Source organism: Bacillus sp. AFS088145, from assembly GCF_002564465.1.
In the GTDB taxonomy this organism is placed as follows: domain Bacteria; phylum Bacillota; class Bacilli; order Bacillales; family Bacillaceae_G; genus Gottfriedia.
In genome coordinates this window covers 240,151-259,851 of record NZ_NUUX01000021.1, presented here as the reverse complement: position 1 = coordinate 259,851, position 19,701 = coordinate 240,151, and the positions used below count along the sequence as shown (strand labels likewise).

General features: G+C 34.6%; 18 protein-coding genes. All 18 read right to left on the bottom strand.

What is annotated here, in order from left to right:
• Positions 1 to 575: 575 nt before the first annotated feature.
• The gene (locus COI44_RS14380; RefSeq protein ID WP_088014459.1) at positions 576 to 1,145 is read right to left on the bottom strand and encodes a manganese catalase family protein; all 570 of its coding nucleotides are present in this window, start codon (positions 1,143 to 1,145) and stop codon (positions 576 to 578) included.
• A gap of 15 nt (positions 1,146 to 1,160) precedes the next feature.
• Positions 1,161 to 1,424 (bottom strand): spore coat protein CotJB, encoded by a 264-nt coding sequence (locus COI44_RS14375; protein WP_025569246.1) that lies wholly within the window; start codon positions 1,422 to 1,424, stop codon positions 1,161 to 1,163.
• Positions 1,425 to 1,426: 2 nt separating this feature from the next.
• Positions 1,427 to 1,633: a spore coat associated protein CotJA gene (locus COI44_RS14370; RefSeq protein WP_098428670.1), complete on the bottom strand. Its 207-nt coding sequence runs from the start codon at positions 1,631 to 1,633 to the stop codon at positions 1,427 to 1,429.
• Positions 1,634 to 1,742: 109 nt separating this feature from the next.
• Positions 1,743 to 3,224: a flavin monoamine oxidase family protein gene (locus COI44_RS14365; protein WP_098428572.1), complete on the bottom strand. Its 1,482-nt coding sequence runs from the start codon at positions 3,222 to 3,224 to the stop codon at positions 1,743 to 1,745.
• 235 nt (positions 3,225 to 3,459) lie between these two features.
• Positions 3,460 to 4,437: a ring-cleaving dioxygenase gene (locus COI44_RS14360; protein ID WP_098428571.1), complete on the bottom strand. Its 978-nt coding sequence runs from the start codon at positions 4,435 to 4,437 to the stop codon at positions 3,460 to 3,462.
• 213 nt (positions 4,438 to 4,650) lie between these two features.
• Positions 4,651 to 6,387 (bottom strand): thiol reductant ABC exporter subunit CydC, encoded by a 1,737-nt coding sequence (cydC, locus tag COI44_RS14355; RefSeq protein WP_098428570.1) that lies wholly within the window; start codon positions 6,385 to 6,387, stop codon positions 4,651 to 4,653.
• Positions 6,388 to 6,398: 11 nt separating this feature from the next.
• The gene (gene cydD / locus COI44_RS14350; RefSeq protein WP_098428569.1) at positions 6,399 to 8,102 is read right to left on the bottom strand and encodes a thiol reductant ABC exporter subunit CydD; all 1,704 of its coding nucleotides are present in this window, start codon (positions 8,100 to 8,102) and stop codon (positions 6,399 to 6,401) included.
• Positions 8,102 to 9,115: a cytochrome d ubiquinol oxidase subunit II gene (gene cydB / locus COI44_RS14345; protein ID WP_098428568.1), complete on the bottom strand. Its 1,014-nt coding sequence runs from the start codon at positions 9,113 to 9,115 to the stop codon at positions 8,102 to 8,104. Before cydB ends, cydD begins: the two co-directional genes overlap by 1 nt.
• A complete protein-coding gene (locus tag COI44_RS14340) occupies positions 9,112 to 10,506 on the bottom strand; it encodes a cytochrome ubiquinol oxidase subunit I (RefSeq protein WP_098428567.1) in 1,395 nt (464 codons plus the stop codon). Before COI44_RS14340 ends, cydB begins: the two co-directional genes overlap by 4 nt.
• 371 nt (positions 10,507 to 10,877) lie before the next feature.
• Positions 10,878 to 11,408 (bottom strand): chromate transporter, encoded by a 531-nt coding sequence (locus tag COI44_RS14335; RefSeq protein ID WP_069034898.1) that lies wholly within the window; start codon positions 11,406 to 11,408, stop codon positions 10,878 to 10,880.
• The gene (locus COI44_RS14330) at positions 11,405 to 11,968 is read right to left on the bottom strand and encodes a chromate transporter (RefSeq protein WP_069034998.1); all 564 of its coding nucleotides are present in this window, start codon (positions 11,966 to 11,968) and stop codon (positions 11,405 to 11,407) included. Before COI44_RS14330 ends, COI44_RS14335 begins: the two co-directional genes overlap by 4 nt.
• 15 nt (positions 11,969 to 11,983) lie before the next feature.
• Positions 11,984 to 13,594: a gamma-glutamyltransferase gene (gene ggt / locus COI44_RS14325; protein WP_098428566.1), complete on the bottom strand. Its 1,611-nt coding sequence runs from the start codon at positions 13,592 to 13,594 to the stop codon at positions 11,984 to 11,986.
• Positions 13,595 to 13,608: 14 nt separating this feature from the next.
• Entirely contained in the window at positions 13,609 to 14,592 is a 984-nt protein-coding gene (locus COI44_RS14320; RefSeq protein ID WP_098428565.1) for an ABC transporter ATP-binding protein, read from the bottom strand.
• Entirely contained in the window at positions 14,589 to 15,566 is a 978-nt protein-coding gene (locus COI44_RS14315) for an ABC transporter ATP-binding protein (protein WP_098428564.1), read from the bottom strand. Before COI44_RS14315 ends, COI44_RS14320 begins: the two co-directional genes overlap by 4 nt.
• Before the next feature lie 8 nt (positions 15,567 to 15,574).
• The gene (locus COI44_RS14310) at positions 15,575 to 17,095 is read right to left on the bottom strand and encodes a glutathione ABC transporter substrate-binding protein (protein WP_098428563.1); all 1,521 of its coding nucleotides are present in this window, start codon (positions 17,093 to 17,095) and stop codon (positions 15,575 to 15,577) included.
• A gap of 12 nt (positions 17,096 to 17,107) precedes the next feature.
• Positions 17,108 to 18,013, bottom strand: a complete 906-nt coding sequence (locus COI44_RS14305) for an ABC transporter permease (protein WP_286163919.1) — start codon at positions 18,011 to 18,013, stop codon at positions 17,108 to 17,110.
• Positions 18,014 to 18,036: 23 nt separating this feature from the next.
• The gene (nikB, locus tag COI44_RS14300) at positions 18,037 to 18,978 is read right to left on the bottom strand and encodes a nickel ABC transporter permease (protein WP_098428562.1); all 942 of its coding nucleotides are present in this window, start codon (positions 18,976 to 18,978) and stop codon (positions 18,037 to 18,039) included.
• 198 nt (positions 18,979 to 19,176) lie between these two features.
• The gene (locus COI44_RS14295; protein WP_098428561.1) at positions 19,177 to 19,626 is read right to left on the bottom strand and encodes an Lrp/AsnC family transcriptional regulator; all 450 of its coding nucleotides are present in this window, start codon (positions 19,624 to 19,626) and stop codon (positions 19,177 to 19,179) included.
• Positions 19,627 to 19,701: the final 75 nt, after the last annotated feature.

Below are 19,701 nucleotides of genomic sequence, written 5' to 3'. Positions count from 1 at the left end.
AGGGAGTCCTAGAGACCCCTTATTTTTTAATGGGGAAGATGTAGTTTGTTGAGGCTCAGCTGCAATTAAGTCTGTTAGGGCTGCAAATAAATGAAGATATACTGGAAATAAACAGTGAACTGCAAATAAAATCTGAAAATCGCAATTAAAATTGACAAAAGTGCAATTAAATTTAGAGAATCGCAATTAAATTTAGCAGAACTGCAATTAAACTCAAGAGAATCGCAAATAAACTTAATAATTACCCATGCTAGTAGAGGTATTATGACCTTGAATACACTACAATAGAAGCTCATTTCAAATGGCGAACTAGCAAATATGCCCTATAGAATAAAAACTTAAAAAAAATTTGCTAATTATCTATAAAAAAAAGCAATTTTATCAACATAAATTAAGAGACACTGTTTAAATAACTCATTCTTCGGCAACATTTCCAATTAAAAAGTGGGCTCCCATGTATTATTTAAATTGACTAATGAAACCGCCCATTTATCAATCAATCCCAAAACAAGAAAAAAAAATAAAACCTGTTCCCGATAAAATACAAGGAACAGGTTCAAGATAATTTCAATCAATTAAAAAATCTTCCGCTGTTGACGATCATCTTTCAGAATTTCTACAGCTTCTCTAAATCTCTGTGAATGAACAATTTCACGTTCTCTTAAAAATCTTAAACTATCATTTAAATCCGGGTCATCAGAAAGATCGATTATCCATTGATAAGTAGCTCTAGCTTTTTCTTCAGCTGCAATATCTTCATATAAATCCGCAATTGGATCCCCTTTTGCTTGTATATAAGCCGTAGTGAACGGCACACCATCTGAATTATGGTAAAATAGTGCACTATCATGTGATGCATAATGTGTATCTAATCCGGCAGCTTTCATTTGGTCTGGAGTTGCATCTTTTGTTAACTTATAGATCATCGTAGCAATCATTTCCAAATGTGCAAATTCCTCAGTTCCGATATCTGTTAAAAGTCCAATAACTTTATCTGGAATAGAATATCGTTGATTTAAGTATCTTAAGGCAGCAGCTAACTCACCGTCTGCTCCACCGTATTGTTCAACTAAAAATTTGGCAAGCATAGGGTTACAAGTACTCACTTTAACTGGATATTGTAGTTTTTTTTGATAAATCCACATGAATATTCCCTCCTTCTAAACCTGCCATGGCCATGGGCCTTTATGCCAGTTCCAGTTTTGATCTGAATAACTGCCACCAAATTGATATAGTGGTCCATATTTTGATTCGAAATTAGCTTCGATTTGTTTTTTATATTGGACGTATTGATTAAACTGGTTAATTGCATTTTGATCACCTGGATGAGTATCTAAATATAAGGTTAGTTCTACAAGGACGAAATCAACAGCTTGCAGTTCCTCTAAATCCTGATAATACTCTGGAGGAAGTTGCTCAGTCATTTTTAATCCCTCCTAGCTTTATATGGATTTTCGTAAAAGTCATAAAACACTTTCCATAAAGTGCCTTTTTTCAATGCCTCCTTGTATGAAAATTGCTCTAGTCCTGGTGGCTGAAATCCTAAATATAAGTGTGGAGGTGTAGAGTAATATTTTGTACCAATTGGTGGGCAAGGGTCATTTGGGCCATGAAAAACATTCCATGATTTCACAGGGGTAAATTGAAGTCCTTGATTATTTTCGTTCAAACTGATCACTCCCTCAAATAAAAAGACATCCACTATTTTTACTATATTCAATGGAAATATAAAAAATGAATTTTTATCGTTCAACGAAGGTTCGGCTATTTACTTCAAATGCTGACCGAATGCCAGATTCGATTGCACCCTCAATCCATGCAGGCGCAGAAGATGTATGTTCACCAGCAAAATGTACTCGCCCCTCAGGAGTGGAAATATAAGGCGTCAGCTCTCTATTTTGTTCTGGTTTGAACATAGAAAATGCTCCTCCAGAGTATGGATATAGAGCCCAACTATGAGTGTAACCTGTAATAAATTCTGTATAAACTTGATTGCCATGGATCGTTGCCAAATTGCTTAAAGCATTCATTATCCGATCATCTTCAGACATACTATCCCAAATCAATGCATCATCTTCCCAAGTATAACTAGCTAAAACAATACCCGATCCATTTTTACCATTATGATTACTTGGATAATATGCAAATCTGATTGGTAAATCTGTGGTTAATTTCCCACCTAATGTCCCATCTTTCTCCCAAAATCTACTTTTAAATTGAAGTCCAATTTTAGTAGAGGGAACATAGTGTAATTCGCGTATTGCCTTCCATTTATCATAAGAAAATGAATTTCTTGGAACGACTTCAATGAAGTTTAATAATGAAAAGGGGATAGTAATAATGGCATAGTCAGCAGTAGTTTGATAAGGCAGATGGCTTGTATAATGATCTGAGTGAATCGTTACTTGATTATTTTCCTGCACGATTTTATTCATTTTTTGTCCAAAGAATAGATTATCCTTCAATTGTGTTAAAAACTTTTTAGGTAGTTGATCATTTCCACCCGTAATCTCATAAAACTTAATATCCTTTGAAAATAACACAATGAACTCTCTTAAAATAGCAGTAAAGGCAAGCTCAGGAAATCCTTCCATCCCTTGAAGTACTTTTACTTTTTCTAAAGCACCAGGCGATAAAGGCGTTCCGATTGGGTTATATCTTAAAAAAGATTCCATCGAATGATGATCATAATTTTCAATAATGGTTTTCCAATTCTCATCAGGGTTTTGATGAATAAAATCCATTACTGATTTTAGCGATCTTTCAATAAACTGATCAACATTTATCCCTTTTTCATTAACCGCTACTCGATAACCTAAAATATCTGGATTCTGTTCATATTGCTTCTGAGTTGTTTTTATCCCGTTAACGTAGATAATATCCTCTGACTTTCCATTTACAAATTCATTTACTTTTAAGTTAAATTTATTTATATATTCAAGTACAAGTTTGTGATCAGAAGCAATACGCATTGCACCCAATTCCAAGTATTGATCATTAATAAAAGGCGCTCTTTTCGTAAAAATCCGTCCACCTACTCGACCATTTGCTTCTAAAATCGTCACTTCATGCCCTGCTTCCTTTAATAAAAAACCTGCTACTAATCCTGAAATTCCCGCTCCTACTATAACAATCTTTTTCGGATTATTTGTCCTCTCTAGTCCATTTTGTATTAAAGTAACCATTTCATCCTTCGATAAACGCCTACCTGATGTACTATGCATGTTCCCTCTCCTAAAAAATTATTTTAGTTCATAAGATTTTTATTCAGTGAAAAATTTCATTAGAATAACAAAGCGTTTTATGCATTAATTTTTTAGGTAATTTTTAACAGTTGGATAAATTTTGAATATTTGTCGCACCAATTTTTGATACATATTCTGTATCCAAACTTCCAGTAGGAGTAGAAATAACAAAACAACACCCACATAAATTGTGAGTGTTGTTTTATATAAAGTCCTATTCTTTAATAAATTCCTTCGTACTTCTTACAGTATCAATCTGACGAACCATTCCTTCAATTTCATCACGTTTTGGTTCTAAGAATGGAGGTAAAGATAACTTTTCACCAAGTGTTTCATAAGGTTCGTCTCCCATAAATCCAGGACCATCTGTTGCAAATTCGAATAAGATTTGTGGAGCAACTCTTGCGTATAATGACTCGAAGAAGTGACGATCTACATAGCCAGAGTTTGGTAAACGGAATGAGTCAAGACGTTTTATCCACTCTTTTAATACGGACGTATCTTCTACACGGAAAGCTACATGGTGAACAGTACCGAAGCCTTGGATGCTTTGAGGTAATATTTCATTATGCTCAGCAATAATTTGAGCACCGTTACCTCCTTCACCAACTTCGAATAAGTGGAATGAACCTTCTTTATCAATTTCTTTGAATAAAAATACTTTTTCAATTACTTCTTTAAAGAATGCGAAATTAGCTATTCGGACAAAAATTGGTCCTAGACCTGTAATTGCATACTCTAATGGGATTGGTCCTTTTTGCCATGGTGTGCCTGAAGCAATTCCTTTATTATGCTCATCTGAAATTAATTGATATTGCTGGTCATCGAAATCAACAAAAGATAATGTTTTCTTACCAAACTGTGTTTTTATTCCTGAGTGCTTTACTTCTAATCTGTCAAAACGCTTCACCCAATAATCTAATGCCGAATCAGTTGGTACTCGGAAGGATGTTTTTGAAATTTCATTTGTACCATGTACACCTTTTGGAATTCCAGGGAAATCGAAAAATGTCATGTCCGTTCCAGCACTTCCCTTATCATCTGCAAAGAATAAATGGTACGTTTGAATATCATCTTGATTGACTGTTTTCTTTACTAAACGCATCCCTAAAACATAAGTGAAAAATTCATAGTTTTTTTCTGCACTACTAGTTATTGCTGTTACATGATGAATTCCTTTTAAGCCATTCATACTAATTCCTCCATATAAATTATTTTTATATATTAACTTTTTTATTTTGTGAATCTATTGCTGAAGAATACTGAAAAAATTCATTAAAATTTATTCTGAATTCAAGATATCTCGAATTCGAGATAAATATATCATGTAAATCATTTTCCGTCAAACTGTATTTAGTATCTAAAAAAGACACTGGCATATTAGCCAGTGTCTCCTAATTAACAACTATTCAATTACTCTAAATGGTCGATCTAATTCAAAAAGGTTGCGATATCGGTCCTCGTTTTTGAAAAGTTCTTCATGTGAGCCTTTCATAGCGATTTTACCTTTATCTAAGAAAAGAATATGATCAGCCATTTCTGCACCGATTAAATGGTGTGTGATCCATAATACAGTCTTTCCTTCTAATACTTTAAAGATCGTTTTGAGTAGTTTTCTTTCCGTTATTGAATCTAATCCGACAGTTGGTTCATCTAAAATAACAATTGGTGTGTTTTGAAGAAGTATTCTGGCCAAAGCAATTCTTTGACGTTCTCCACCAGAGAATCTTACCCCGGTTTCTTGCATAGGTGTATTATAGCCTTCTGGAAGTGATGCTATATAATCATGCAGTTCTACCATTTTCGTAACCTCGATTACTTCTTCATCACTTGCTGCTGGATTTCCTAAACGAATATTATTTATAACTGTAGTATCAAATAAATATGGCTTTTGATTAAGTACAGACACAACTTTTGAAATTTGGTCTCCTAGAGCTATACTTTCGATCTCATTTATTTTAACACTTCCTTCAATAGGGTTCTCTACTCCTTCAATTAGCTTCAGAATAGTTGATTTTCCTGAACCACTCGGACCTAATAAAGCAGTTTTTTTGTTTTCCTCAATTGTAAAAGAAACATTATTTAAAATAGTTTCGTTTTTCGAGTAATGAAAAGATACATTTTCGAATTCGATTTTTCGATAATCTTCAATATCTCCTTCAATCGTTAGTGATTCCTGATAACGATTCACTTCTTTAATCCCTTCTAAACGATTAATTGAATCACTATATACAGGGACACTTCCAAGAGAACTCGATAGTGGAATAAAAGCTTCTGTTAAAGGAAATAAAACTAAAACAAATGCGGCGATAAAAGTTCTTGGAATTTCTCCAGCTAAACTTTCATTCCCCGCCCAATATAGCATCATTAAAACTAAAACCGCTACAATACATTGAGCAATTAGATCGCGCCATCTTCTAAATCTTTTTTCCTTGTTTTGAATATTTCTTACCGATTCATCCATTTCTCTATAATTTTTAATAAAGATATTTTGTTTACCACTAAATAGCCAATCGCTAATTCCCATAACTGCATCAGTTAAATTTTCATATAAATGACTCTTTTCCTTTTTTATTTCGTAAGTTCGCGCTTTTTCAACTAATAATGAAAAATACGGTAGGACACCTACTAAAACAAAGGAAATGACTGCAGTTAATATTGCAAATGGAACAGAGAAGAATCCAAGTGCTACCACCGATATAAAATAGATAAACAATGAAGCAATTCCAGGGAAAATAGTTTTTAAATAAATATCCTGTAAATATTCAATGTCATTAGCTAAAAGACCTAAAATATCACCTGTTTTAAACTTCGAATTGATCGTAAGTGCATACGATTCTAGATTACTAAAAAGTCTTGTTCTCATTCTAGATAAGATTTTTAAAATAGTATTGTGTCCGACTAATCTTTCAACATACTTAGAAGCCGACCTTAAAATACCAAAAGTACGTACAGCAACAATTGGTACATATATCATTAATATATTTTCAGGTCTTGTTGCTGCTTTAGAGATTAAATAGCCAGAGGTGTACATAAGAGAAGCCGCTGCAAATATAGTCAGTGAACTTAAGAAAATCACAACTATAAATAAACGACGATTTTCTTTTATATATGGTAAAATCCATCCATTTTTATTTAACATATTTTTACCTTCTAACTATGAATTAATCGATAATAATGACCTTTTTTCTTTAATAGTTCTTCATGGGTACCTACTTCAATGATGCTACCTTCATTCATCACAATAATATGATCCATTTCTTTCATCCAATGTAAGCGATGTGTAGCCAAAAATACTAATTTACCAGAAAATAATTGAAGCATTGTTTGTTTTAATTCAAACTCAGTTTCAATATCAAGATGACTAGTAGGTTCGTCTAACAAAAGAATCGGACGATTTTCTAGATATGCTCTAGCAAGCGCAACTCGTTGGCTTTGCCCGCCACTTAAAGCTCTTCCACCTTCGCCAATTTTTTCTTCTAATCCTTTTGGTAATTCTTTTATTAAAGAAGTTAACCCAGCTTGAACAGCTGCATTTTCAATTTCTTCTGTAGTGGCATTAGGTTTATAGAAGCTTATATTATCGTTTAATGATTTTGAGAAAATATAAGGGCTTTGTGGAATGTAGATTAACTGTTTATGCCAATCTTGTATTTGCAGATGTGATACCTCTTCACCAGAAATTTGAATAGTCCCATTTTCTGGCTCTAAAAATCCACCTATTAAATCAATAAGTGTTGACTTACCAGAACCACTTTCTCCAACAATCCCAATTTTTTGAAACCCTTTAATACTCATATTAATATTTGATAAAATCGTTTGACCATCTTTTTCGGGTCTTACTGAAATATCCTTTAAATTAATTTCGCTAGCATGATTCCAATCTGATATAGGTGCATTTTCTTGAATCTTAAATTCTTGCTCATCTAAAATATCTTGCATTGCTTTTCCAGCTTCTTGACCATTTAAAGTTGCATGATAATCAGCTCCAATTTCACGAACTGGTAAGAAATATTCAGGAGCTAAAATTAAAATTGTTAGTGCTGGGCCTAATAAAATTACTCCGTCAATCAAACGAAGTCCTAAAAAGACAGCAACTGTAGCGATTGACAGCATTGTGAATAAATCTAGTGCAAATGAAGATAAAAAAGCTACTTTTAATGTGCCCATCGTTGCTTCTCTGTATCTTTCACTTACACTTTCTATCTTTTTAATATGTTTTCTACTTAATCCTAGAAATTTTAGTGTTTCTAGACCACGTAATGAATCAGTAAAATGGTTCGATAAAATACGGTAAACCTTCCATTGATTATTTGATTTCTTTTTAGCTGCCAAACCGAGTAAAATCATGAAAATAATAATGATTGGAAATGTTACGATTAGTATAAGTGCAGAAACTTTATCAACAAAGAAAATATAGATCACGATTACTGGTGAGACAATTGCTAAGTTAATCATTTTCAATGGAACGATTTCTAGGTAATTTCTTAGTTGAGTAGTTCCTTCCATAATAAGCGTTACAATATTACCTGTTCCTGATTTCCTTGCAAATCTAGGTCCAAGTTTAAAAAGCTTTTCTAAAACTTTCATTTTCATTTCAGATGAAGCAATGTCTGCAAAATGCTCTGAACATTTCTGCTTAATAGTAGAAATAATATAACGACAGATAAATGTAAGGATGAAGAAAATAGTAGCGTATAATATATCGCTACTATTTTTCCCATTGAACAATTTGACAATAGCTTGTGAAAGCATATATGCCTGAATAATAATTGCCGTTACTTGTATAATTGTTAAAAAAGATAGGATTATTAATAAACGATTAATCCCTTTATATTTAATAAGATCTTTTCCCATTAATAAGTCAAATCCTTCTCATCCACTCTTTTTCTAAACACATAATAACTCCAAATTTGGTAACCTAGTACGAATGGTAATAATGTACATGCAACAATTGTCATTATCTTTAATGAATAAGGACCAGATGAAGCATTATAAACAGTTAAGTCATACGTATTTTTGATTGAACTAATCATGACTCTTGGGAACAGAGAAGTAAACAGTGTCCCGACTGTTAGTACAATACCAAGACCCGACATAGCAAATGACCAACCATCGCGTTTTTTTAAGATGAATATTGTAGCAAGAATATAAGATACTACGATTAATAAAATAAGTGGAACTGTTATATATGCTTTTACTTTAAACATATCCGTTTCAAAATATGCCATACCAGTAAAGGCAACTAAGAATAAGAACACTGGCATGATTACCATACGTGCTAGAGAACGTGCACGGTTTCTTAATTCTCCAACCGTTTTTAATGTTAAAAACATTAATCCGTGTAAGAGGCACAGTAATGTTACCGTTACTCCGCCAACTACTGTGAATAAATTTACGTAATCTGTAAAACCAGCAGAAATATTCATATTTTGATCGATTGGCATTCCTCTAAGGATACTTGAGAATAATACACCGAATAGAAATGGTGGTAATAAACTACCGAAGAAAATTACCCAATCCCAAGTCTGTGCCCATTTAGAACTTTCAACTTTGCCTCTAAATTCAAAAGCAACACCACGTCCGATTAATGCTATTAATACAAATACAAACGGAATATAGTATCCACTAAACATCGTTGCATACCAATTTGGGAAAGCTGCAAAGATTGCTCCACCTGCCGTTAATAACCATACTTCATTTGCGTCCCAAAACGGTCCAATTGTGTTTATTAAAATTCTTCTTTCGGTATCATTCTTAGCTAGTAGCTTTGTAGATATACCTACACCAAAGTCGAAGCCTTCTAAGAAGAAGAACCCGATAAATAAAACTGCTACGAGTAAAAACCATAATTCATTTAACGCAATCATACAATTGTCGCCTCCCTTTCAAACGGATCGACCGTAGGAACTTTTTCAGTTTCAACATGATGTGTTCCTTTTTTAATTTCTTTTACAAACAAGTAAACTAAAACAGCTGCTAAAATTGCATACATTGTTGTAAATGTTGTGATTGAAAAAATCAGTGATCCTTTTGAAACATTTGGTGATACAGAAGCAGCAGTAGTCATTAAACCGAATACAGTCCATGGTTGGCGACCTATTTCCGTCATAACCCATCCAGCTGTATTTGCAATAAACGGTAAAGAAATTAGTAAAATTGATGCCTTTAAGAATAGATTTTTTGATTCTAATTTTTTACGATAGCTAAAATATAAACCTAGCATCGACATTAAGATCATGACCATTCCTGCTCCTGCCATAATTCTAAAGCTCCAGAAAGTTGTATTAACTGGTGGAATATAATTTCCAGGACCATATAATTTCTCGTACTGCTTTTGTAATGTATTCATACCAGGTACTTTACCTTCAAACTTCTCATAAGCTAGATAACTTAATAAATATGGTACTTCTACCTCGTATTTGTTTTCTTTCTTTTTCGAATCAATCAGACCAAAGACCATCCAGCTTGCAGGGTCACCGCTGTCTTTCCATAGCCCTTCACTTGCAGCCATTTTCATTGGCTGAGTTTTCATTAAATGCTTCGCTTGAGAATGTCCGCTAAATGCAACACCAATTCCTGCAATTAGCGCGAACACCATTGCAAGATTAAACGCTTTTTTAAATAATTCTGTTTCCTGTTTTTTTAAGATTTTATATGCACTTACACCAGCAACAAATAACGCTCCAGTTGCTAATGCTCCAGCAATTGTGTGAGGAAACTCAACTTTAAGTTGTGGATTTGTAATGATTGCTAAGAAGTCGGTCATTTCTGCACGACCATTTTTAATGGCAAAGCCTACTGGTTCCTGCATGAAAGAATTGGCTGCTAAAATCCAAAACGCAGACATTAACGTTCCGAAAGCAACTAACCATATACACATTAAATGTATTTTTTTATTAAGTTTTTCCCAACCAAATATCCAAATTCCTAAAAATGTAGACTCCATAAAAAATGCTAAAAGTGCTTCAATTGCAAGTGGTGCTCCAAAAACATCCCCAACAAAACGGGAATATTCAGACCAGTTCATACCGAATTGAAACTCTTGAATAATACCTGTCACAACACCAACTGCGAAATTAATTAAAAATAAGTGCCCAAAGAATTTTGTTAACTTTTTATATTCTTCTTTATTTCGAAAAACATACAATGTTTCCATGATTGCTACCATAAATACTAAACCTATTGAAAGTGGTACAAATAAAAAATGGAAAATTGTAGTGGAACCAAATTGTATTCTTGCAAGCTCTAATACACTCACAGTTCATCCCCCTTAGGATAAAATCATTTCAAAAAAATTTCCATTAAGCTCGAGCAAAACTTTGAACATTTTTTCACAAACAATTCATTAAGTAAATTTTAGAGAACCACTCAATGGTACTCTTGTTACTTATAGTTTACTTTTCTAAAGGGGTTTTGACTTAATCTTATTTGTCTAAATCGTGTCTATAAATTGTCTATTTTGTGACATAATTCACATTAAAAGTTGAAATACTTTTTTATGTGTAAAATAATTGCCTTTTTTTTATTCTTTAGCTTTGAGCTGATTAAATAAAAAAACATTATTGAAAGCAACCCCTTAATGGTATTGCTTCAATAATGTTCCGATAAAACAAAAAAGTTGTTCATTGTTTAAGATAAAAATACTGCACCATAAACAAGTGCACCTCCGATTACATATGCGGGGTGAATTTTCCAACGTTCTAAAAATAATAAAGAAAGCACGCTAATAATAATTGTTTGCGTTACACCTACCCCATTATAAGAATCGTTAAAAAAGTCAAAGGCCATAATGCCAAGTAAAACGGCGATTAAAGGTCTAACTAATGAAGTCATCTTTTTGACTTTTGGTGAGTTTTTATGCTTCATTAATATGCTTAATAAAGCAATCATCAAGATTAGAGAAGGTGCGATTGATGCGAATAGTCCTACAAAAGAACCAAATACGCCTCCCTCAACATATCCGATATATCCAGCCATCTTTGTAGCAATCGGACCTGGAAGCGCATTGCCTAGCGCAAGTACGTTACTAAATTCAACTGAGGTTAACCATCCGTACTTATCAACAACTTCATTCTCAATAAGAGGGATCGAAGCTGGTCCTCCTCCGTATCCGAAAATGCCTGGTAAGAAAAATGCTAAAAATATTTTCCAATAAATCATGATGCCTTCACCTTCTTCTTCTTTTCATTTTTACTTTTTGAGAAAAAGGCATATCCAACTAAACATCCAATTAAGATAGCAGGATGTACATTTAAAAAATATAAAAGGATAAAACTAGCAACTACAATCAAACTAGTAATTTTCCAGCCAAGAGACTCTTTCGATTTCTCAATAAATTCCCAAGTTAAGGTTGCTAACATAACTCCCACAACTGGAACAACTGCATTCGACATGCCTTGTACCCAGGCAACACCTTTAAAGTGATTGAGTGTTGATAACAATAGCATTAGTAGGAAAACAGTCGGTAGAGTTGTTGCGATAATGGCATTTAACATACCTACCACGCCACCTGTTCTCCAACCTACATATCCTGCAAGCTTTGTCGCGATTGGACCTGGAAGAGCGTTGGCAATTGCTAGTACATCTGAAAAGTCATCCTTATTTAGCCATTTATACTTGTCAACAACCTCAGTGTGGATTAGTGGTATAGAAGAAGGACCTCCTCCGTAACCTAGCATTCCTACTCTAAAAAAAGCTAAAAAAAGTTTCCATTGATTTATCATTGAATCATTCCTTTACCAAACCGCAATTGCACCATCTGTTCTAGATTCTGTTCCTCCCATTAGCACCCCGGTCTCAGGATTGCGCCAAATAATTTGACCCCTTCCGAAGCTGCTACAATCTGTAGCCACTTGAATTTGATGGCCTTTTCTTGCTAGTGCTTGGGCAAGATGATTTGGGAAATGAGGTTCTACGACCACTTTTTTTCCTTCCATCCACTGCCATCTAGGTGCATCTAATGCACTTTGAGGATTTAGGTGGAAATCAACAGTATTCATGACAACTTGTGCATGACCTTGTGGCTGCATATAACCTCCCATTACGCCAAATGGCCCTACTGCTTCGCCATCTTTTGTTAAAAACCCTGGAATTATTGTGTGATATGTTCTTTTACCTGGCTTAAGTGCATTAGAATGCTCCGGATTTAAAGTAAAATCATGACCCCTATTTTGAAGAGCAATTCCTGTATCAGGAATTACAATCCCTGAACCAAATCCCATATAGTTACTTTGAATAAAGGAAACCATATTCCCTTCGCCATCAGCAGTCGCTAAATAAACGGTTCCACCTTTTGGAGGTGTATAGTTTTCTGGCTCTATCGCTTTTTCACAAATTAATTCTCGACGCGATCCGGCATATTCTTCTGATAGTAGCTCCTCTACATTAATATCCATATGCTCAGAATCTGTAATAAACGCTTTTCCATCAGTAAAAGCTAGTTTCATAGCTTCTATTTGCTTATGATATGTATCGACATCATCTTTTGCAGAAAAATTAAAACCTTTAGCAATGTTTAATGCCATTAACGCAACCAAACCTTGCCCATTGGGCGGAATTTCCCAAACATCGTATCCACGATAATTTGTCGAGATTGGGTTAACCCATTCTACTTTATATTCACTTAGGTCCTCTGAACTAAGGTATCCGTTATGTTCTTTCATAAAGGAAACAATTTTTTCTGCCAAGTTGCCACGATAAAAACTCTCAGCATTCGTTGCACCGATTTCACGTAATGTTTCTGCATGGGCTTTTGATGACCATAATTCGCCAATATCTGGTGCACGATCATTTGGAGCGAATGTTTTGAACCACTCATCAAATTCTGGTGAAGTAAATTGTTTTTTAAACTTTTCGTATGCTATATTCCAAAACTTCCCTAAAATTGGCGAGAGTGGGAAGCCTTCTTCTGCAAGCGTAATAGCCGGTTGTAAAACCTCTTCTAATGGTAATTTACCAAAACGTTTTGACAAAGCAGCCCATGCAGCAGGTACTCCAGGTACTGTAACTGGAATAACCCCATGGGTTGGCATCTTCTCGAGTCCTTGTTCCTTTAGCTTTTCAATCGAAATTGATTTTGGGGCAGGACCACTACCGTTTAAACCATGTAATTCCCCATTTATCCAAACTAGTGCAAAGGCGTCTCCACCAATACCGTTTGAAGTTGGTTCAACTACTGTTAAAGCAGCAGCTGTAGCAATTGCAGCGTCGATTGCGTTACCGCCTTTTTTTAATATATCTAACCCCGCTTGCGCCGCTAAAGGTTGTGAAGTAGCTACCATTCCATTTTTTCCAAATGTCGTATGGCGTTGTGCTGAATATGGATTATTTAAATGATCAAACTGCATCTGTATCTTCTCCTTTAAGCATCTACATGGTGACATGCAACAAAATGATTTTCTTCAATTTCCTTCCACTCTGGTTTTACTTGCCCGCAAATCTCTGTTGCTAGTGGACAACGAGTACGGAATGTACAACCTGAAGGTGGGTTAGCTGGATTTGGAATTTCACCTGTCAAACGGATTTTCTCAGGTCTTTTCCCTACCTTTGGACGTGGTATCGCAGATAGTAACGCTTTTGTATAAGGATGTAGTGGGTTATTATATAGCTTGTCAGCAGGAGCAAGTTCCACTGTATTTCCTAAATACATTACTAAAACTCGATCACAAAAATATCGTACAACTCCTAAATCATGCGAGATAAATAAATAAGTTAAGTTATATTTTTCTTGTAATGATTTTAAAAGTTTTAATACTTGTGCTTGTACAGACACATCAAGTGCAGAAACTGCCTCGTCACAAATAATTAACGATGGGTTAAGGGCAATTGCTCGTGCAATACCGATTCGTTGACGTTGTCCACCACTAAATTCATGAGGATATCGATCATGATGATCTTCATTTAAGCCTACCTCACGAAGCAAACCGACTACTTTCTCTTTTCGTTCTTGTTTTGATAGATTCGTATGGATAACAAATACTTCTTCCAATGCATCTCCAATTCGTTGTCTTGGATTTAATGAAGCATATGGATCCTGGAAAATCATTTGCATTTGTTTCTTAAAATCATTTCGACTCTTATTCGATAAATGTTGGATTTCTGTATCTTTAAAAAATACTTTTCCGTCAGTAATATCTTCAAGACCTAAAATCGTTTTACCCAATGTAGATTTACCGCAACCTGATTCACCTACAACGCCTAAGCTTTCACCTTCTAATACTGTTAGACTCACTTCTTCAACTGCTTTGACGTGACCTTGAACTTTTTTTAGTAAGCCTCCACGAATCGGATAATATTTTTTAACACTTCGTAGCTCTAATAAATATTTACTTTTTGTTAGAGTCATATCGCATCCTCCTCACTCAGCCAACATTTAACTGTGTGTCCATCCTTTATTGTAATTTCTTTAGGGACTTCAACTTTGCAACGTGCTAATGCATGTTCACAACGTGGATGAAAACGGCAGCCAGTTATTTGTTCGTTTAAGCTCGGTGTAGAGCCTGGAATTGCTTCTAATTCAAAATCGGGATCATCTACATTTGGTACAGAGCTTAATAATCCCCTAGTATATGGATGACTTGGATGATTAAAAATCTCTTCAACTGGACCTTCTTCTATTTTTTCTCCTGCATACATGACCATCACTTTATCAGCAATCTCAGCTACGACTCCCATATCATGTGTAACCATGATGACACCCATTCCGAGTTGTTCTTGTAACTCATGGATTAAATCTAATATTTGAGATTGAATCGTAACATCGAGTGCAGTCGTTGGCTCATCTGCAATTAAGAGTCCAGGTGTGCAAGCTAATGAAATAGCAATCATAACCCTTTGCCTCATTCCGCCACTTAACTCATGGGGATATTGAGTCATTCTTTTTTCAGGATATGGTATTCCTACTTGCTTTAAGAGTTCAATTCCTTTTTGATTTGCTTCTTGTTTAGAAAGCTTTTGGTGGATCATAAGTGGTTCACGTAGCTGATAACCAATTGTGATTACAGGGTTTAACGCAGTCATCGGCTCTTGAAAAATCATCGATATTTTATTGCCTCTTATTTTTCTGAATTCATCAGTTGTTAACTTAGTTAAATCAGTTCCTTCTAATTGAATTGAACCGCTTTTTATCGATCCATTACTTGGCAATAATCCCATAATAGACAATGAAGTAATACTTTTTCCGCAACCTGATTCGCCAACTATACATAAAGTTTCACTTTTATTAACTGAAAAGGATACGTTTCGAACAGCTGGGATTTCTCCATCAGCTGTTCGAAACGTTGTTACTAAATTATTTACAGATAGAAGCTCTGTTGACATACTATTACCTACTCTCTGTGTACGTTGTATAATGACCATTGGCCAGTAGGATCAATTTCAATGCCTTTCACCGATTGATCAACTGCAGATGTTACTACACCTTGATTCATAACGATTACAGGAGCATCTTTTACTAATAATTCATTTGCTTCTTTTAATTTTTCTTTTCGAGCATTTTGGTCAATTGTTTGACGAGATTCATTAACTAACTGATCAAATTGCTTATTACTATATGAAATTCGGTTTGATGATCCAATATTGTCAGAGTGGAAGTTTGGATACAATAATTCACTACCATCAGCTGTACTATTTGCCCATCCTAAGAAGGTTACATCGTATTGACCTTTAGTTGCTGCATCTAGGAAAGTTCCCCATTCCATCGTTTCAAGCTTAACTTTCAGACCAATTTCCGTCATTTGAGATTGAGCAATTTCAGCCATTTTCATATACATATCTCGATTTGGTACTAGTATCTTTACTTCTTTTCCTTCAAATCCATTATCTTTAATCAGTTTTTTAGCTTTTTCTAAATCATAAGAATAGCCAACTTTTTCTTCAGATTGATCATATCCGAAAACTTTTGGTCCAATTACACTATTACCTTCGACGCCTAATCCGTTTAACTGATTAATATATGCTTTACGATCTAATCCATAAGCAACAGCTTGACGGAATGCTAAGTTATTCATTGGAGCTTTTTTCATGTTAAACCCTAAATAATAAACAGGTGTTCCTTCTGCTTTTGTCACTTTTACATTTTTAATTGATTCTAAACGCTTAATTTGTTCAGCTGGTAGAGCATCAATAAACTGTACTTTTCCTGTTTGTAACATTGAAATAGCTGTAGAAACTTCAGGTACTACTTTAAAAGTAACTTTTTTCAATTTTGGTGCACCATTCCAATAATCTTTGTTTGCCTCTAGAACGATTTGGTCACCAGGTGTCCAGCTAACAAACTTAAATGGCCCAGTTCCTACAGGTGTTTTCATTAAATCACTATTTTTATCTGCTTCAGGGCTTACGATTGAAGCAGCAGTATGAGCAAGTGCAGCTAAAAGTGGTCCATATGGATATTTCGTTTTAATTTCTACTTTGTAATCATCAATTACATTAACTGATTGAATTGGTTCTAATAATGAAGCACGTGGAGCAGCAGTTTTTGGATCACGGAATTTATCAAATGTGTATTTTACTGCTTCTGCGTTAAAATCTGTTCCATCTTGAAATTTAATTCCTTTTTTTAATGTAATTTCCCAAGTTTTATCATCTGGATTCGTATAAGATTCTGCTAATAAAGGTTCGATTTTCATTGTTTTAGGATTTCTTTTAAATAAAGTTTCATAGACTTGCATGATGACATTAGCTGATACAGAATCATTTGTTAAGATTGGTGATAAACCTACTACATCAGAAGTTGAAGCATATGTAAGCTCTTGCGAAACATTGGCGCTATTTGATCCAGTTGTTTTACTAGAGCATCCAGCAAGAAGTAGAATTGCACTAATTACGATAACCATCCATTTTTTCATTTACCCATCTCCTCAATCATTAATATTCATATTTGGATCTAAAGCATCTCTTAATCCATCACCTACGACATTAAAAGAGAAAACGATCAGCATAATTGCGATCCCTGGTACGATTGTCATATGTGGGGAAGAAAACATATAATCTTGCCCTTGAGAGATCATTGATCCCCATTCGGCTGTTGGAGGTTGTGCACCAAGACCTAAATAACTTAATGATGCCGTTGATAAAATAGCAGTAGCCATTCTCATTGTGGCAAAAACTATGATTGGTGCCATACAGTTTGGTAAAATATGCTTCACCATAATTCGTAAATTACTTGCACCTAAAGTCCTCATTGCTTGTATGTATTCTTGCTTCTTAATAGATAAAACCGAACCACGAACAATTCTTGCACATGAAGGAATGGACCAAATACTAATCGCAACTGCTACATTCACTAAACTTGTCCCAAGAATTGCGATAATTAGCATAGCTAGTAAAATTCCAGGAAAAGCAAATAGTAAATCTACTATTCTCATAAGCAAGCCATCTAATTTTGAAGAATAGCCAGCTAGCATGCCTATTGTAATACCGCCAATTAAGCCAAGAATCACTGCACTGAATCCAACAACGAGTGATACTCTAGATCCGAATACAATTCGGCTCCACATATCTCGACCATAATTATCTGTACCTAACCAATGACCGCTAGAGAATATTGGCAGTTCTGTTGATGCTAAATTTTGTTTAATCGGATCATGAATCGTAATAAGTGGTGCAAATACTGCCATTAAAATTTGTAAAATAATAATGATTAATCCAAAAACAGCCAATCTATTTTTGATTAAACGTTTAAATGTTTGGACAATAAATTTTTCTTTCTTTTTTGATATAGCTTGCTTTGCACTTATGTTATTAATGATGACTTCTGTAGACAAAATTTTTCCTCCCTTCTAGCCAATTAATCGTAGCTAATTCTTGGATCGATAAATACGTATAAAATATCAACAAGTAAATTCACGACTACAAACATAAATGCTACAAGTAATACTGCCCCTTGAACCATAGGAAAATCTCTAGCTGCAATTGCATCGATCATTAATCTGCCGACACCGTTAATCGCAAATACTTGTTCTGTAATGATTGTTCCTCCAAGAAGAAATCCGAAGTTTAAACCAATAACAGTTATGACTGGAATCATCGAGTTTTTTAAAGCATGAATCCAAACAATCGATTTTTCTTTTACACCTTTCGCTCTTGCAGTTCGTATGTAATCAGCTCGAATTACCTCTAACATAGATGATCGGCTCATTCTTGCAATCATTGCTGCTGAGGCTGTTCCCAATGCAATGGCAGGTAAAATGATTTGCTTAAATCCTTCTACAGTCCAAATTGGTGAATCGAGTCCCCCAACGGGAAGAATTTGTAGATTAACTCCGAAAATAAGAATAAGGATGGCACCTAGCCAAAAATTAGGTACTGAAATACCTGCAAGGGCTATTATTGTACTTGATACATCCATCCACGAGTTTTGCTTAAGTGCGGAGACAATTCCTGTTATTACCCCGATTATTACTGCAACTACCATACTCGCGATTGCTAAACTTAAAGTATTAGGAAAACGGATTGAAATTGCCTCTGCAACCGACTGTTTCGTTTGAAAGGAATATCCTAAATCCCCATGTAATACGCTTGATAAATAATGCCAATATTGGACAAAAAACGAGTCGTTCAGTCCCAAACTTTCTCGAATGGCATTTAAATCAGCTTTTGTTGCTGTAGGTCCGCCAATGATTGCAGCTGGGTCACCAGGTGCTAAATGCATAGAAGCAAAGACTAAAAAGGAGATACCTAGCAATAATAAAAACAATTGAAACAACCTTCTTAATATGAGTGACGCCATCTTTCCACCTACTCCATTTGTAAGTATATTAACTAAAATCACATACGTTTGTTAACCTCAATCACCGTATAACCTAACAATGTTAATTTTAATTATTTTCGATTATACCCCCGATAGACAGAATATTCTATATTTTTATGAATTTTTACAAAAAATAGTAAAAAAAGACGAGGGATTACCAATCCCTCGCCATGACAACTATAATTTTAAGCCATTTCTACTCTTAAATCTTCGTAATAAAATATGACTTTCTACCCTTGTTATTCCTTCTAAAGCATATAATTCATTATTTATAAATTGTTCTAAGCTGACAAAATCATCGACTAATACATGCATATGTAAAGTGCTTGGACCCGTCATTTGATAACAACTCGCTACAACAGGATTATCTGCAAGTGCTTCGGCTACGACTACTAAATAAGCTGGTTCACAATCTACTTCAAAGAATGCAGATACACCTTTGCCTACTTTTTCTGAATTAATGACTACTGAAAACCTCTCAATAACCCCGTTTTTAATTAATTGATTCACACGTTCACGGATCGAAACCCTTGATAAATTAAGTTCTTTTCCAATATCGGCGTATGACATCCGACCATTTTTAGTGAGCATCTCTAGAATTCTTTTATCGATGTCAGTTAGTTTCATTTATTCACCACTTTTCTATTAAATGAAAACGCTTCCTTGTTTTTTATATTTTATAGTACAATAGCAAGTATTAAG